16 protein-coding genes are annotated in these 14,506 nt (G+C 60.8%); 8 read left to right on the forward strand and 8 right to left on the reverse strand.

All coding sequences use genetic code 11. From position 1 onward, the window contains the following. Nucleotides 1-69: 69 nt before the first annotated feature. From hisB to hisF, 5 genes are read left to right on the forward strand one after another with little or no spacing between them, the layout of a single operon-like run. Nucleotides 70-663, forward strand: a complete 594-nt coding sequence (hisB, locus tag ACP6KB_RS01495; protein ID WP_028942262.1) for an imidazoleglycerol-phosphate dehydratase HisB — start codon at nt 70-72, stop codon at nt 661-663. Beyond that, nucleotides 663-1,301: an imidazole glycerol phosphate synthase subunit HisH gene (gene hisH, locus ACP6KB_RS01500; protein WP_442111585.1), complete on the forward strand. Its 639-nt coding sequence runs from the start codon at nt 663-665 to the stop codon at nt 1,299-1,301. Before hisB ends, hisH begins: the two co-directional genes overlap by 1 nt. Further along, nucleotides 1,301-1,561 (forward strand): DUF2164 domain-containing protein, encoded by a 261-nt coding sequence (locus tag ACP6KB_RS01505; RefSeq protein WP_442111587.1) that lies wholly within the window; start codon nt 1,301-1,303, stop codon nt 1,559-1,561. The genes hisH and ACP6KB_RS01505 overlap by 1 nt, the downstream gene beginning before the upstream one ends. 43 nt (nt 1,562-1,604) lie before the next feature. After that, entirely contained in the window at nt 1,605-2,342 is a 738-nt protein-coding gene (hisA, locus tag ACP6KB_RS01510; RefSeq protein ID WP_134061226.1) for a 1-(5-phosphoribosyl)-5-[(5-phosphoribosylamino)methylideneamino]imidazole-4-carboxamide isomerase, read from the forward strand. A 10-nt stretch (nt 2,343-2,352) separates the two neighbouring features. Further along, nucleotides 2,353-3,123 carry an imidazole glycerol phosphate synthase subunit HisF gene (hisF, locus tag ACP6KB_RS01515; RefSeq protein ID WP_442111589.1) on the forward strand — a complete coding sequence of 257 codons (771 nt, stop codon included), beginning with the start codon at nt 2,353-2,355 and terminating at the stop codon, nt 3,121-3,123. Nucleotides 3,124-3,188: 65 nt separating this feature from the next. Here the strand turns inward: hisF and choV are convergent, their stop codons facing one another. The 3 genes from choV to ACP6KB_RS01530 form a co-directional block, all read right to left on the reverse strand. Continuing rightward, a complete protein-coding gene (gene choV / locus ACP6KB_RS01520) occupies nt 3,189-4,367 on the reverse strand; it encodes a choline ABC transporter ATP-binding protein (RefSeq protein ID WP_442111591.1) in 1,179 nt (392 codons plus the stop codon). Further along, nucleotides 4,364-5,212, reverse strand: a complete 849-nt coding sequence (gene choW / locus ACP6KB_RS01525; protein WP_442114240.1) for a choline ABC transporter permease subunit — start codon at nt 5,210-5,212, stop codon at nt 4,364-4,366. The genes choV and choW overlap by 4 nt, the downstream gene beginning before the upstream one ends. A gap of 65 nt (nt 5,213-5,277) precedes the next feature. Next, nucleotides 5,278-6,225 carry a choline ABC transporter substrate-binding protein gene (locus ACP6KB_RS01530; RefSeq protein WP_442111593.1) on the reverse strand — a complete coding sequence of 316 codons (948 nt, stop codon included), beginning with the start codon at nt 6,223-6,225 and terminating at the stop codon, nt 5,278-5,280. Between the two features lie 451 nt (nt 6,226-6,676). On the opposite strand from ACP6KB_RS01530, the gene ACP6KB_RS01535 reads away from it, so the two are divergent. Beyond that, nucleotides 6,677-8,053: an L-serine ammonia-lyase gene (locus ACP6KB_RS01535; protein ID WP_442111595.1), complete on the forward strand. Its 1,377-nt coding sequence runs from the start codon at nt 6,677-6,679 to the stop codon at nt 8,051-8,053. 392 nt (nt 8,054-8,445) lie between these two features. Next, nucleotides 8,446-9,549 (forward strand): GlxA family transcriptional regulator, encoded by a 1,104-nt coding sequence (locus tag ACP6KB_RS01540; RefSeq protein WP_442111597.1) that lies wholly within the window; start codon nt 8,446-8,448, stop codon nt 9,547-9,549. A gap of 60 nt (nt 9,550-9,609) precedes the next feature. Here ACP6KB_RS01540 and ACP6KB_RS01545 read toward each other — a convergent pair whose 3' ends face one another. The 5 genes from ACP6KB_RS01545 to choX all read right to left on the reverse strand — a co-directional run bounded on the left by ACP6KB_RS01545 (nt 9,610) and on the right by choX (nt 13,414). Beyond that, nucleotides 9,610-9,864 (reverse strand): hypothetical protein, encoded by a 255-nt coding sequence (locus tag ACP6KB_RS01545; protein WP_442111599.1) that lies wholly within the window; start codon nt 9,862-9,864, stop codon nt 9,610-9,612. Nucleotides 9,865-10,013: 149 nt separating this feature from the next. Further along, nucleotides 10,014-10,484: a thioesterase family protein gene (locus tag ACP6KB_RS01550; protein ID WP_442111601.1), complete on the reverse strand. Its 471-nt coding sequence runs from the start codon at nt 10,482-10,484 to the stop codon at nt 10,014-10,016. A 13-nt stretch (nt 10,485-10,497) separates the two neighbouring features. After that, the gene (locus tag ACP6KB_RS01555) at nt 10,498-11,463 is read right to left on the reverse strand and encodes an L-carnitine dehydrogenase (protein ID WP_442111603.1); all 966 of its coding nucleotides are present in this window, start codon (nt 11,461-11,463) and stop codon (nt 10,498-10,500) included. Between the two features lie 15 nt (nt 11,464-11,478). Further along, on the reverse strand, nt 11,479-12,363 hold the full coding sequence (locus ACP6KB_RS01560) for a 3-keto-5-aminohexanoate cleavage protein (RefSeq protein WP_442111605.1): 885 nt from the start codon (nt 12,361-12,363) through the stop codon (nt 11,479-11,481). A 106-nt stretch (nt 12,364-12,469) separates the two neighbouring features. Beyond that, on the reverse strand, nt 12,470-13,414 hold the full coding sequence (choX, locus tag ACP6KB_RS01565) for a choline ABC transporter substrate-binding protein (RefSeq protein ID WP_442111607.1): 945 nt from the start codon (nt 13,412-13,414) through the stop codon (nt 12,470-12,472). 143 nt (nt 13,415-13,557) lie between these two features. Here choX and ACP6KB_RS01570 point away from each other — a divergent pair, with 143 nt between their 5' ends. Next, the gene (locus tag ACP6KB_RS01570; protein ID WP_442111609.1) at nt 13,558-14,505 is read left to right on the forward strand and encodes a GlxA family transcriptional regulator; all 948 of its coding nucleotides are present in this window, start codon (nt 13,558-13,560) and stop codon (nt 14,503-14,505) included. The last annotated feature ends 1 nt before the right edge of the window (nt 14,506 follow it).

Raw genomic sequence — 14,506 nt, forward strand, 5'->3', positions numbered from 1 at the left:
GTTTCATGCCGCGCGCTTCTGGGCCTATAATGATCGCCTTTTTCGCCCAATGATTTTGCGGAGCTGGTGATGGTCGAACGTAAGGCTTCCGTCGAGCGCAATACTCTGGAGACCCAGATCAAGGCCTCGATCAACCTGGATGGCAGCGGCAAGGCCCGATTTGATATCGGCGTGCCTTTCCTTGAACACATGCTCGACCAAATCGCCCGACATGGGCTGATTGATCTCGACATCGAGTGCAAGGGCGACCTGCATATCGACGATCACCATACCGTCGAAGACGTCGGTATTACCCTGGGCCAGGCCTTTAACCAGGCAATTGGCGACAAGAAGGGTATCCGCCGCTACGGCCATGCCTATGTGCCGCTGGACGAAGCCTTGTCGCGTGTGGTCATCGACTTCTCGGGCCGTCCAGGCCTACAGATGCACGTGCCGTACACCCGCGCGTCGGTCGGCGGCTTCGATGTCGATCTGTTCCAGGAATTCTTCCAGGGCTTCGTCAACCACGCCAACGTCACCCTGCACATCGACAACCTGCGTGGGCATAACACCCACCACCAGATCGAAACGGTGTTCAAGGCCTTCGGCCGTGCGCTGCGCATGGCCATCGAGCTGGACGAGCGTATGGCCGGGCAGATGCCGTCGACCAAGGGTTGCCTGTAATGCAGACAGTTGCCGTTATCGACTATGGCATGGGCAACCTGCACTCGGTGGCCAAGGCGCTGGAGCACGTTGGCGCCGGCAAGGTGCTGATCACCAGCGACGCTGCGGTGATCCGCGAGGCCGACCGTGTGGTGTTTCCGGGCGTGGGCGCGATTCGCGACTGCATGGCCGAGATTCGCCGCCTGGGCTTCGACAGCCTGGTGCGTGAAGTCAGCCAGGACCGTCCGTTCCTGGGCATTTGCGTAGGCATGCAGGCCCTGCTCGATCACAGCGAAGAGAACGACGGTGTCGATTGCATCGGTATGTTCCCGGGCCAGGTGAAGTTCTTCGGCAAAGACCTGCACGAAGACGGCGAGCACCTGAAGGTGCCGCACATGGGCTGGAACGAAGTGGCCCAGTCCATCGACCACCCGCTGTGGCACAACATCCCTGATCTGGCGCGTTTCTATTTCGTGCACAGCTACTACATCACCGCGGCCAAGGCCGTGCAGGTGGTGGGCCGTGGTCACTATGGCGTCGATTTCGCCGCTGCGCTGGCTGAAGGCTCGCGTTTTGCCGTGCAGTTCCACCCGGAGAAGAGCCATACCCATGGCCTGCAGCTGTTGCAGAACTTCGCCGCTTGGGACGGCCGCTGGTAATGAGCAAATCCAGGACCAAAGCCCCGATCATCACCCTCGCGCCGGAACAGGAGCGCGAGGCGTTGGATGTCCTCAAGCGCTTTCTCGAAGACCGTTTCGAGTTGCAGTTGGGGTCGTTCGAGGTGGCCGAGGTGCTGGAGCTGTTCAGCAAAGAGATTGCTCCGCATTACTACAACAGGGCGATTTTCGACGTGCAGACGCACCTCAAAGAGAGGTTCGAGAGCATCGAAAGCGACCTGTGGGCGCTCGAGAAGAACTGACTTCCCGGGCATCGCTGTTTACCGAATTGAACAGGTTTTCCAGATGCTGATTATTCCCGCTATCGATCTTAAAGACGGTGCCTGCGTACGTCTGCGCCAAGGCCGCATGGAAGATTCCACAGTATTTTCCGATGACCCGGTGAGCATGGCTGCCAAATGGGTCGAGGGCGGCTGCCGTCGTCTGCATCTGGTCGATCTGAACGGTGCCTTTGAAGGTCAGCCGGTCAACGGCGAAGTGGTTACCGCCATTGCCAAGCGCTACCCGACCCTGCCGATCCAGATCGGTGGCGGCATCCGTTCGCTGGAAACCATCGAACACTACGTCAAGGCTGGCGTCAGCTACGTGATCATCGGCACCAAGGCGGTTAAAGAGCCTGAGTTCGTTGCCGAGGCGTGCCGTGCTTTCCCTGGCAAAGTGATTGTCGGCCTCGACGCTAAAGACGGCTTTGTTGCCACCGACGGCTGGGCGGAAGTCAGCTCGGTGCAGGTGATTGACCTGGCCAAGCGTTTCGAAGCCGATGGCGTTTCGGCCATCGTTTACACCGACATCGCCAAAGACGGCATGATGCAGGGCTGCAACGTACCGTTCACCGCTGCCCTGGCCGCTGCCACCAAGATCCCGGTTATCGCTTCCGGCGGTATCCACAACCTGGGTGACATCAAGGCCCTGCTCGACGCCAAGGCGCCAGGCATCATCGGTGCGATCACCGGCCGGGCAATCTACGAAGGCACCCTGGATGTCGCCGAGGCGCAAGCCTTCTGCGACAGCTACAAAGGCTGAGGAGAACGCCATGGCCCTGGCCAAACGCATCATCCCTTGCCTGGACGTCGACAACGGCCGCGTGGTCAAGGGCGTCAAGTTCGAGAACATCCGCGATGCCGGCGATCCGGTTGAAATCGCCCGGCGCTACGATGAACAGGGCGCCGACGAAATCACCTTCCTCGACATCACCGCCAGCGTCGATGGCCGTGACACCACCCTGCATACCGTCGAGCGTATGGCCAGCCAGGTGTTCATTCCGCTGACCGTAGGTGGCGGCGTGCGTACCGTGCAGGACATCCGCAACCTGCTCAATGCCGGTGCCGACAAGGTGTCGATCAACACGGCTGCGGTGTTCAACCCGGAGTTCGTCGGCGAGGCTGCTGCGCACTTCGGTTCGCAGTGCATCGTGGTGGCCATCGATGCCAAGAAAGTCTCAGCACCCGGCGAAGCCCCGCGCTGGGAAATCTTCACCCACGGTGGCCGCAAGCCGACCGGCCTGGACGCGGTGGAGTGGGCCAAGAAGATGGAAGGCCTGGGTGCCGGTGAAATCCTGCTGACCAGCATGGATCAGGACGGCATGAAAAATGGCTTTGACCTGGGTGTTACCCGGGCCATCAGCGATGCCCTGGGTATTCCGGTGATTGCCTCGGGTGGTGTGGGTAACCTGCAGCACCTGGCCGACGGCATTCTTGAAGGTCATGCCAGTGCGGTGCTGGCAGCGAGTATCTTCCACTTCGGTGAGTACACCGTGCCGGAAGCCAAGGCGTTCATGGCCAAGCAGGGGATCGTCGTTCGCTGACGGTCCTCTATCGCGGGGCAAGCCCGCTCCCACAGTGGTGGGAGCGGGCTTGCCCCGCGATAGCTTCAGCCCAGATTCTTGCCGAGCAACGCGTGATACAACTCGCTGTCACCGAGAATCCCCACCACTGAATTCCCTTCCTGCAACACCAGCTTATTGCCGGTCTGATAACGGATCTGCAGTGCCTCACGCATGCCAATACTGGCACTGACCAGCGTCGGCTTACGCCCCAGCCCCTCTACCGCTTCACCCGGCGCCCAGTTCTGCAGGTCCATGCCATTGGCCCCCTGGCGCGCGCCTTTGATGGTGTTGCCTTCGGCCAGGTCCAGCCAGGAGTCGCCGCCCGGATCGATGCACACCGAGCCATTGATACGCTTGCACTTGTCCAGGGTGCGCATCAGGCTGCGGCCACACAGGACGTTGAGCGGGTTGGTGTGGGCGACAAAGGTGCGCACATATTCGTCGGCCGGGTTCAGCACGATCTCTTCGGGCTTGCTGTACTGGATGATCTTGCCGTCTTTCATGATGGCGATGCGGCTACCCAGCTTCAGCGCTTCGTCCAGGTCATGGCTGACGAAGACGATGGTTTTGCTCAGTTTGCGTTGCAGCTCCAGCAGCTCGTCCTGCAGGCCTTGGCGAATCAGCGGGTCGAGGGCAGAGAAGGGTTCGTCCATCAGCAGAATATCGGCGTCCATGGCCAGCGCGCGGGCCAGGCCAACGCGTTGCTGCATACCGCCTGAGAGCTCGTCGGGCTTTTTGTTGCGCCACTGCGTCAGGCCAACCAGTTCGAGTTTCTCGTCCACCAGCTTGCGCCGCTCTTTCTCCGGGCGCCCCTGCATTTCCAGGCCGAAGCTGATGTTTTCGCGCACCGTCAGCCAGGGCATCAGGGCGAATTTCTGGAACACCATGGCGATGCGTTTGGTGCGCATCATTTTCAGCTCTGCCGGGGTGCAGTGGGCGATGTCGATGTGCGAGCCTTCGTGCTCGACGAACAACTTGCCACGGCTGACGGTATTGAGGCCGTTGATGCAACGCAGCAAACTCGACTTGCCCGAGCCGGACAGGCCCATCAGCACGCAGATCTCGCCTTTGTTGATGTCCAGGTTGGCCTTTTCCACGCCGACGACCAGCCCGGTTTTCTTCAGGATCTGCTCCCGCGAAAGGCCTTGGTCTAGCAGGCTGAGGGCCTCACGCGGTCGGTTGGAGAAGATAACGTCTACATCTTCGAAGCGAATAATGCTCATGCTTCACTCCTCACCGGTACGTCAGGTTGTTTGCAGATACGGTCGAGCATGATCGCCAACAGTACGATCGCCAGACCGGCTTCGAAGCCCAGGGCGATGTCGGCGGTGTTCAGGGCGTTGACCACAGGTTTACCCAAGCCATCGGCGCCCACCAGGGCGGCAATCACCACCATCGACAGCGACAGCATGATGCACTGGGTCACACCGGCGGCGATGCTGGGCATGGCATGCGGCAGTTCGATGCGCGACAGCAATTGGCGGCGTGAGCAACCAAAGGCCTTGCCGGCGTCGAGTAGTTCCTGGGGTACATCACAGATGCCCAGGTAGGTCAGGCGGATCGGTGCGGCGATGGCGAACACCACCGTCGAGATCAGCCCGGGGACCACGCCCAGGCCAAACAGGGTCAGGGTCGGGATCAGGTAAACGAAGGTAGGCACCGTCTGCATCAGGTCGAGGACCGGGCGCATGGCCGTGTAGAACATCGGTTTGTGCGCAGCGAGGATGCCCAGCGGCACGCCAATGGCCACACAGACCATCGTCGCGAACAGCACCTGGGCCAGGGTTTCCATGGTTTCTTGCCAGTAACCCAGGTTGAGGATCAGCAGGAATGACAGCACGCAAAATGCGGTGAGCGCCCATTTACGCTGGATCAGGTGCGCGACGACTGCAATCAGGCCAATCAGGACGAAAGGGTTGAACCAGGTCAGCGCCCCGGTCACGCCGTGAATCATCAATTCCAGTGCTTCAGCGAAGGCATCGAAATAGTTGGCGCCATGTTGCGTCAGCCATTCAACGAAACCTGCGATGTACTGGCCCAGTGGTATTTTTTCATCGATCAGCATGATAGCGAGCGTCCACCTGCAAAAGATTGAAGACAGCCTGCGGCGGGCGAACCCGCCGCAGGTGGTGCTTACTGCGTGAGTTTGGCTTTGGCCGCCTCCAGGCCTGGTTTGCCATCAACGGTGGTGACTCCGGCCAGCCAGGTATCGAGTACCTGAGGGTTCTTTTTCAGCCAGGCTTTGGCGGCTGCATCGGGCTTCATCTTGTCGTCCAGAACGTTGCCCATCAGGGTGCTTTCCATGTCCAGGGTGAACGACAGGTTTTTCAGCAGCTGCCCCACGTTGCTGCATTCCTGAACGTAGCCCTTGCGGGTGTTGGTGAGTACCGTGGCCTTGCCATATTCGGGGCCGAAGAAGTCATCGCCGCCGTCCAGGTATTTCATCTTGAAGCGGGTGTTCATCGGGTGCGGTTCCCAACCGAGGAACACCACTGCGGTGTCGCGGCGCTGCGCCCGTTCAACCTGCGAAAGCATGCCCGCTTCGCTGGACTCGACCACCTTGAAGCCAGCGTCTTTGAGGCCGAAGGCGTTCTTGTCGATCATGCTCTGGATGGTGCGGTTACCGTCGTTGCCGGGTTCGATACCGTAGATCTTGCCGTCCAGCTCTTTCTTGAACTTGGGAATGTCGGCAAAGGTTTTCAGGCCTTTGTCATACAGGGCCTGGGGCACCGCCAGGGTGTACTTGGCGTTCTCAAGGTTGGCCCGTACGGTTTCCACCGTGCCGGCATCGCGGTACTGCTTGATGTCGTTTTCCATGGTCGGCATCCAGTTGCCGAGGAACACGTCCATGTTCTTGCCGTCGGCCAGCGACTTGTAGGTCATCGGCACAGAAATCATGGTGGTCTTGGTTTTGTAGCCCAGCGACTGCAAGACAACGCTGGTCATGGCCGTGGTGACGGTGATGTCGGTCCAGCCGACATCGGAGAAGTTGACGGTATGACACTGCTCGGGTTCGGCGGCCTGGGCCAGCAGCGGCATGCTCAGTAGCGCTGCGAGCAAGAGCGACGGTGAAGCTTTCATACGATGGACTCCTGATGTTTTTTCTCGGATGTCCCACGGGACCGCCGTGCTTTATGGTTTGCAGTCGGTCGGGCCGGGCTATCTGGCGATAGCGGGACGGGTGCCGTGCAATCGAGTCGATACCGATCATCTAACAGCGAAAATCAAACGCCTACAGGGTGCGTCGTATCCAGTACAGACAGGGTCGCATCCAGTGTCGGTGAGGTCGTTTACAGGTTTTTATTGCCCTGTAAACACAGTTTTGCTGGCTCTGCACCGCAAAAAAACGGCGCAGGAATGCGCGTGACAGCTGGCGGCGTTGCTGGGCAAGAGCGCGTCGGTTGCAGACGTCAAACGTCCGGTTAAAAGCCTGATGATGCGCGAATTCGGCGGATTGCCGCCTATTTAGCGTAGCAGTTGCAACGCCCTTGGCTTGGCGGGCGGGTGGCTGCTCAATCAGGAGGTAGGTGGCATGGCCATCAGCGTGTTCGACCTGTTCAAGATCGGCGTCGGTCCATCCAGCTCACATACCGTCGGGCCCATGCGAGCGGCGGCATTGTTCGTCCAGGGGCTGCGTGAGCGCGGGGAGCTTGAGCAGGTCCGGCGCATTGAAGTGCGCTTGTACGGCTCGCTCTCGGCCACTGGCATCGGCCACGGTAGCGACAATGCGGTGATCATGGGCCTGATGGGCGAATGGCCCGACGCAATCGACCCCGCGAATATCGCCCCGCGCATTGCCGCCCTGCGCGAAACAGACACGTTGCTGCTCGATGGCCGACTGGCTGTCGGGTTTGTCTGGGCGCGCGATATGCGTCTGCTCGACGAGAACCTGCCCTATCACCCCAATGCCATGACCCTGATCGCCGAGAGTGCGGCAGGCGAGCTGCACCGCGATACCTACTATTCGGTCGGCGGCGGCTTTGTGGTCGATGCCGCCCAGGCTGCAAGCGGTGTGCTAGACGCTGACAACACCGTGCTGCCGTACGATTTCAACAGCGCGGTGGAGCTGTTGGCGTTGTGCCGGGAAAACGACATGCGCGTGTCGCAACTGATGCTGGAAAACGAGAAGGTCTGGCGCAGCGAAGCGGAGATTCGTGCCGGCTTGCTCAAGCTCTGGCAGGCCATGCAGGCCTGTGTCGAAAACGGCCTTAAATACGAAGGTATTCTGCCTGGCGGGCTGAATGTGAAGCGTCGGGCAGCGAAGCTCTACCGCAGCCTGCAGGAGCTGAACAAACCCAATGTGATCGGCTCGACACTGAGTGCGATGGAGTGGGTCAACCTGTATGCGCTGGCGGTCAATGAAGAGAACGCCGCAGGCGGGCGCATGGTTACTGCACCTACCAATGGCGCGGCCGGGATCATTCCTGCTGTGCTGCATTACTACATGCGCTTTAGCGACGAAGTCAGTGAAGCCTGTGTGGTCGACTTCTTTCTCGGCGCGGCGGCGGTGGGCATTCTGTGCAAGAAGAATGCGTCGATCTCGGGGGCAGAGGTTGGATGCCAAGGCGAGGTGGGTTCAGCCTGTGCGATGGCTGCCGCAGGCCTGGCCGAAGTGCTGGGCGCCACGCCGGCACAGCTGGAAAACGCTGCCGAGATCGGTCTTGAACATAACCTCGGCCTCACCTGCGACCCGGTTGGCGGGTTGGTTCAGGTGCCGTGCATTGAACGCAACGCCATTGCGGCGGTGAAGGCGATCAACGCTGCACAGATGGCACTGCGTGGCGACGGCGAGCACTTCATCTCGCTCGACCGGGTGATTCGCACCATGCGTGACACCGGGGCTGACATGCACGACAAGTACAAAGAGACCTCGCGCGGCGGCCTGGCGGTCAACGCCATCGAGTGTTGAGCGCACGTTGCGCCGTTAATGCGCACGCGTGCCACCTTTTAGCGCGCGGTCAGATCCTACATCGTTAAACAGCTGTTACCCCGGGAAATGGCGCCTGGGGTGACACTTGTTTATGTCGCTTCTGGGCATCCTTCCCACAAGTGCTACCGAATTGCTCAGCTCACCGATGCAGTGGCGCTAGCACGCTGGTTTTCGCTAAAGGCACTACGCTGTAGCAATTGCCATATAGACGCAGCGCGACGTCGTTTTTGGGTTTTATTGAATACCCATTCAATTTCCGGCATGGCATTTGCGTTGTGATTGGCAAAGCCCCTGCATACGAATCGGGGCCGTGAGAAAAAAAGCCCGTGCCTGCCTGAGGCGCACCCTGCATTGTGTGAGGAGATACCGCGATGACGTCGTACAACTCCGGGACCCCAACCCAAAACCGCACACCCCAATCCATCGGCTTTCTGTTGCTGGATAACTTCACCCTCATCTCCCTGGCCTCAGCTGTAGAGCCGCTGCGCATGGCCAACCAGCTGTCCGGCAGAGAGCTGTATCGCTGGAGTACCTTGAGTGTGGATGGCGGGCAGGTGTGGGCCAGCGACGGCTTGCAGATCACCCCCGATGCGGCGATGCACAAGGCACCGCCGATGGACACGGTGATTGTTTGCGGCGGTATCGGCATTCAACGCACTGTGACCCGCGAGCACGTCACCTGGCTGCAGAGCCAGGCGCGTCAGTCGCGGCGTTTGGGTGCGGTGTGCACCGGCAGTTGGGCGCTGGCTTGCGCCGGTTTGCTTGACGGCTTCGATTGCAGCGTGCATTGGGAATGCCTGGCAGCGATGCAGGAAGCCTTCCCGCGGGTGAGCATGAGTACCCGGTTATTCACCCTCGACCGTAACCGCTTTACCAGTTCCGGCGGTACCGCACCGCTGGACATGATGCTGCACCTGATCAGCCGCGATCATGGCCGGGAGCTGTCTGCAGCGATTTCCGAGATGTTTGTCTATGAGCGCATTCGCAACGAGCAGGATCACCAGCGTGTGCCGCTCAAGCATATGCTCGGGACCAACCAGCCGAAGTTGCAGGAAATCGTTGCGCTGATGGAGGCCAACCTGGAGGAGCCGATCGACCTGGATGAACTGGCGGTGTATGTGTCGGTGTCTCGTCGCCAGCTTGAGCGGTTGTTCCAGAAGTACCTGCACTGCTCACCGTCGCGCTATTACCTGAAACTGCGCCTGATTCGAGCCCGGCAACTGCTCAAGCAAACGCCGATGTCGATCATTGAAGTGGCCTCGGTGTGCGGCTTCGTATCCACCCCGCACTTCTCCAAGTGCTACCGCGAGTACTTCGGCATTCCACCGCGTGATGAGCGTGTGGGTTCGAACACTGCACAACAGGTGGCGATGATGCCGATTCCACAGGCCATGGTGCTGTCGCCGCTGGCGGGGCCGATGTCGGCGTTGAGCCAGGCGCGCAATGAGTCGACGTTTGCCAGTGTGAGGCTGTAGATAGCGGATCGCGGGGCAAGCCCGCTCCTACCGTAGGAGCGGGCTTGCCCCGCGATGCTTTTAACGATTCTTAAACTGCGCCAATGCCGGCAGCAACTGCTGTTCGATGGCCTGGCGCACAGCAGGCAAAATGGTCGCATTGCCGGTATACATCTGCTCGACCATGCCTTTCAGGGCCTTGGCCCGTGGCTCGCTCAACCCCCGCACCGCGTATTCGCAGGCTTGTTCGGCGCTGGCGTCGGCTGGCATCTCGAAACCCAGGGCGCGCAATTGGCCCAGCAGGTCGTCTTGATCAATCAAATCCGCATGCATCATGGCTGTTGTCCTTGTTTGCAGGTGTGATCGCAGTCGATTCTGTGGGCACTGGGGCAGGGCGGCAAGGCCTGAATGTCGCAATGGCTGCTTTACCTAAGAACAGGTCGTTTTCGGGTAAATACGCCAGTAGGAGCGGGCTTGCCCCGCGATCAGCGCGGCAACCCGATCACCCGCCCAACAAACTCAGGCGCTGGCAAATCACCCTGCTCATCAACAACTCTCTGCAAGCGCGCCGCAACCTCAGGCGTGAACGGTGCCGAGCGCGGCCCGGCCAGGTCCACATGCAGCAGCATCTGCTCACTGGCCGCCAACGCTTCATCAAAACCTTCACGGTGCAGGCTGTGGTACAGGTGCAGGCGTTTGCGATCAAAACCGATGACCTGCGTCTGCACCCAGACCTGCGTACCAAGCTTTACCTCATGCAGGTAGTTCAGGTGACACTCCAGGGTGAACAGCGAATTGCCACTGGCACTGCGGTTGTCGCTGTCCAGGCCGATGCGGTCCATGAAGGCATCGGTGGCGTAGCTGAAAATCAGCAGGTAGAAGGCATCGCGCAGATGCCCGTTGTAGTCGACCCAGTCCTCTTGGACTGGGGTTTGATAGGTGGTCAGTGCAGGCATTGCGGGGCTCCATTCAGTCGCTGAACGTCATGCCATGTTTGGCTTTGGTGGTTTTCACCGCATCCAGCACGGCCAACAGGCAATCATCACGATAGCGCTCCAGCGCGCTGATGCTACGGTCGCCCAACTGCTCACGGGTGCCTTCGACCACGGCGTCGATCAAGCCGTCGGTCAATTCCGGCGCTGGCAGGTAGGTCCAGGGCAACTGCAGCGCGGGGCCGAACTGAGCCATGAAGTGGCGCATGCCGGCATTGCCCCCGGCCAGGGTATAGGTCAGGAAGGTGCCCATGAACGACCAGCGCAAACCCGCACCGAAGCGAATGGCATCGTCGATTTCACCGGTGCTTGCCACGCCGTCGTTGACCAGATGCAGCGCTTCGCGCCACAACGCTTCGAGCAGGCGGTCGGCGATAAAGCCGGGGACTTCCTTGCGGACATGCAGCGGCCGCATGCCCAAGGCGCTGTACACCGTTTTTGCTGCCTCGATGGCGTGCGCTGAGGTTTTGTTGCTGCCGACGATTTCCACCAGCGGCAGCAGGTACACCGGGTTGAATGGGTGACCGACCACGCAGCGTTCAGGGTGGGTCGCCGACTCATAGAACTCGCTGGGGAGCAGGCCGGAGGTGCTGGAAGCGATCAGCGCATCGGGTTTGGCGGCGGCGCTGATTTTGCGGTGCAGGTCGAGCTTGAGGTCGAGGCGCTCTGGGGCGCTCTCCTGGATGAAATCGGCATCGCCAACACAGGCTTCGATGCTGCTGACAAAGCGTAGCCGGTTCTGCGCGGCGCCAGGTGCCAGGCCCTGTTTTTCCAAGGCTGGCCAGGCGTTGGCGATGCGTTTGCGCAATGCTTCTTCAGCGCCGGGTGCCGGGTCCCAGGCCACCACATCCAGGCCGTGCGCCAGAGCACGTGCCACCCAGCCACTGCCGATTACGCCACTGCCCAGCGCGGCGAACGTCTTGATCTCGGTGATAAAGGTCATGGTGTTCTCCAGTGCTCAGCGACGGGTCAGGTTCATTTTTGCGCGGCCTTCGGCCGGGGTCAGCACCCGTGCGCCAAGGCGGCTGAGGATTTCGCTGGCGCGTTCCACCAACTGGCCGTTGCTGGCCAGTACGCCCTTGTCCAGGTACAGGTTGTCTTCCAGGCCGACGCGCACGTTGCCACCGAGCAGCACGGCTTGTGCAGCCATGGGCATCTGCATGCGGCCAATGCCGAAACCGGCCCAGGTGACACCTGCTGGCAGGTTGTCGACCATGGCTTTCATGGTGGCGGTGTCGGCTGGCGCGCCCCAGGGAATGCCCAGGCACAGCTGGAATAGGGGATCGTCGAGCAGGCCTTCTTTGATCATCTGTTTGGCGAACCACAGGTGACCGGTGTCGAAGATTTCCAGTTCGGCTTTGACTCCCAGCTCGGTGATGCGCCGGGCGCCTGCCCGCAGTTGCGCCGGGGTCGACACATAGATGCTGTTGCCATCGCCGAAATTGAGCGTGCCGCAGTCCAGGGTGCAGATTTCCGGCAGCAGGGCTTCAACGTGGGCCAAACGCTCCAGCGGGCCGATCAGGTCGGTACCGGCGCCGAATTCCAGCGGCGTTTCGCCGGGGCCGATTTCCAGGTCGCCGCCCATCCCGGCGGTGAGGTTGACGATGATGTCCACGTCGGATTCGCGGATACGCTCCATCACTTCCCGGTACAGCGCTACATCGCGGCTGAAACGCCCGGTTTGCGGGTCGCGGACATGGCAGTGGACCACGGTGGCGCCGGCTTTTGCCGCTTCCACGGCTGCGTCGGCGATTTGTTTCGGGGTGACCGGGACCAGGTGGCTCTTGCTGGCGGTGTCGCCAGCGCCGGTCAAGGCGCAGGTGATGATGACGTCGTGGTTCATGTGCGGTTTCCTTTGGGCGTGTTGGGGCCTTCGCGGGGCAAGCCCGCTCCCACCGGTGGGGCTAAATGGTCCCGGTGGGAGCGGGCTTGCCCCGCGATGCGGTCTGTCAGTTGGCAGTCAGCTTGAGGTTTTCGGCAGCAGGCTTGCCGTCAAAGGTGGTCACCCCTTCTAACCAGCGCGCCTTGTCTTCGGGATGATCGATCAGCCACTGGCGGGCCGATTGCAGGGCATCTTTGTGTTCGAGCAGCGGCTGCATCATGCGGCTCTCGTCTTCGGCGCTGAACTTCAGGTTGCTCAGCAGACGGCTGGCGTTCGGGCAGCGTTCGGCATAGTCGGGGGCGGTGACGGTCCACACGGTGGCGCGGCCTTCGTCCGGGCCCAGGGCGTCTTCGCTGCCACTGAGGTAGGCCATGTCGATATTGACGTTCATTGGGTGGGGCGCCCAGCCGAAGAACACCACGGCCTGTTTGCGCCGCACCGCACGATCCACGGCAGCGAGCATCCCGGCTTCACTGGATTCGACCAGCTGGAACTTGCCCAGACCGAACTGGTTCTTGCTGATCATCGCTTTGATCTGGGTATTGGCGCCGGAACCCGGCTCGATACCGTAGATCTTGCCACCCAGCTCTTTTTCGAATTTGGCGATGTCGGCGAAGGTTTTCAGGCCTTTGTCGGCCAGGTACTTGGGCACGGCGAGGGTCGCCCGGGCGTCGTCCAGGCTCGGTTGATCAAGAACCTTGACCTGTTTGGCATCGATAAACGGGGTGATGGTCTGGGTCATGATCGGGTTCCAGTAGCCAAGGAACATGTCCAGGCGCTGGTCGCGAATGCCGGCGAAGATGATTTGCTGCGAGGCACTGGTTTGCTTGGTGGTGTAGCCCAGGCCGTCGAGTAGCACTTGCGTCATGGCACTGGTGGCGATCACATCGGTCCAGTTGACCACGCCAAGGCGTACTTTCTGGCAAACAGCAGGTTCTGCAGCGAACAGCGGGGAGGTGAGGGACGCGCTAAGGGCAAGGGATAGCAGACTGCGGCGGATCAAGCTGTGCATGATGGCTCTCCAACGGCAGGGCGTATTGTTATAGGCCGGTCTCTGCGGACCGTGAATACACGCTACGCTGGAATCACGCTTTAAATGCGCACGGAGGCGACCATAACTAGCACACAGGCGACCAGCCAAAGAGGGTGCAGCCGATGCCGCAATCCATCCAGTTTTTGCTCTTGCCGGGGTTCTCTGCCATGGGTTTCATTTCGGCAGTCGAGCCGCTGCGGGTGGCCAACCGCTTCAGTGGCGAGCTGTATCGCTGGCGTGTGCTGAGCCTGGATGGCGGCCCGGTGCAGGCTAGCAATGGCATGTCGGTCAATGCCGATGGCGCGCTGGCAGACAGCCAGGGCGCCAGCCTGTTGTTGGTGGTCGCTGGCTTTGAGCCGCTGGCGTGTTTTGGCCCGCGGTTGCAGCAGGCGTTGCGTCGCCTCGATCACGACGGGGTGATACTCGGCGGGATCGATACCGGGGCGATGGTGCTGGCCGAGGCGGGCTTGCTCGATGGCCATCGGGCCACGCTGCACTGGGAGGCGCTGGAAGCCTTCAAAGAGCGCTATCCCCGCCTTGAGGTGATTCAGGAGTTGTTTGAAATCGACCGGCGCCGCATCACCTGCGCCGGTGGTACGGCTTCGATCGACCTGATGCTCGACCTGATCGCCCAGGCGCACGGCAGTGAGCTGGCGGTAAAGGTCTCGGAGCAGTTCGTGCTGGGCCGAATACGCGAGCGCCGGGATCACCAGCGCATGCAGATTGCCTCACGCTACGGCATCAGCAACCGCAAACTGGTGCAGGTCATCGGTGAAATGGAACAGTGCACCGAGATGCCGCTGAGCACCCTGGAGCTGGCGTCGAAGGTGATGGTTACCCGCCGGCAACTGGAGCGCCTGTTCCGCCTGTACCTGGACGATACGCCGAGCAATTTCTACTTGGTTTTGCGCCTGGAGAAAGCCCGGCAATTGTTGGCCCAGACGGACATGAGCGTCACACAGGTCAGCCTGGCCTGTGGCTTCGAGCTGCCGTCGTATTTCACCCGGCGTTACAAGCGCCACTTTGGCAAGTGCCCGAGGGAGGAGCGGCAGATGATGCGTGTCTCTTGAG

Source organism: Pseudomonas sp. NUPR-001 (assembly GCF_052147955.1).
In the GTDB taxonomy this organism is placed as follows: Bacteria; Pseudomonadota; Gammaproteobacteria; order Pseudomonadales; family Pseudomonadaceae; genus Aquipseudomonas.

Coding starts and splice junctions, on each gene's coding strand:
- hisB (WP_028942262.1), top strand. CDS start 70: ATGGTCGAACGTAAGGCTTCCGTCGAGCGCAATACTCTGGAGACCCAG.
- hisH (WP_442111585.1), top strand. CDS start 663: ATGCAGACAGTTGCCGTTATCGACTATGGCATGGGCAACCTGCACTCG.
- ACP6KB_RS01505 (WP_442111587.1), top strand. CDS start 1,301: ATGAGCAAATCCAGGACCAAAGCCCCGATCATCACCCTCGCGCCGGAA.
- hisA (WP_134061226.1), top strand. CDS start 1,605: ATGCTGATTATTCCCGCTATCGATCTTAAAGACGGTGCCTGCGTACGT.
- hisF (WP_442111589.1), top strand. CDS start 2,353: ATGGCCCTGGCCAAACGCATCATCCCTTGCCTGGACGTCGACAACGGC.
- choV (WP_442111591.1), bottom strand. CDS start 4,367: ATGAGCATTATTCGCTTCGAAGATGTAGACGTTATCTTCTCCAACCGA.
- ACP6KB_RS01530 (WP_442111593.1), bottom strand. CDS start 6,225: ATGAAAGCTTCACCGTCGCTCTTGCTCGCAGCGCTACTGAGCATGCCG.
- ACP6KB_RS01535 (WP_442111595.1), top strand. CDS start 6,677: ATGGCCATCAGCGTGTTCGACCTGTTCAAGATCGGCGTCGGTCCATCC.
- ACP6KB_RS01540 (WP_442111597.1), top strand. CDS start 8,446: ATGACGTCGTACAACTCCGGGACCCCAACCCAAAACCGCACACCCCAA.
- ACP6KB_RS01545 (WP_442111599.1), bottom strand. CDS start 9,864: ATGATGCATGCGGATTTGATTGATCAAGACGACCTGCTGGGCCAATTG.
- ACP6KB_RS01550 (WP_442111601.1), bottom strand. CDS start 10,484: ATGCCTGCACTGACCACCTATCAAACCCCAGTCCAAGAGGACTGGGTC.
- ACP6KB_RS01555 (WP_442111603.1), bottom strand. CDS start 11,463: ATGACCTTTATCACCGAGATCAAGACGTTCGCCGCGCTGGGCAGTGGC.
- ACP6KB_RS01560 (WP_442111605.1), bottom strand. CDS start 12,363: ATGAACCACGACGTCATCATCACCTGCGCCTTGACCGGCGCTGGCGAC.
- choX (WP_442111607.1), bottom strand. CDS start 13,414: ATGCACAGCTTGATCCGCCGCAGTCTGCTATCCCTTGCCCTTAGCGCG.
- ACP6KB_RS01570 (WP_442111609.1), top strand. CDS start 13,558: ATGCCGCAATCCATCCAGTTTTTGCTCTTGCCGGGGTTCTCTGCCATG.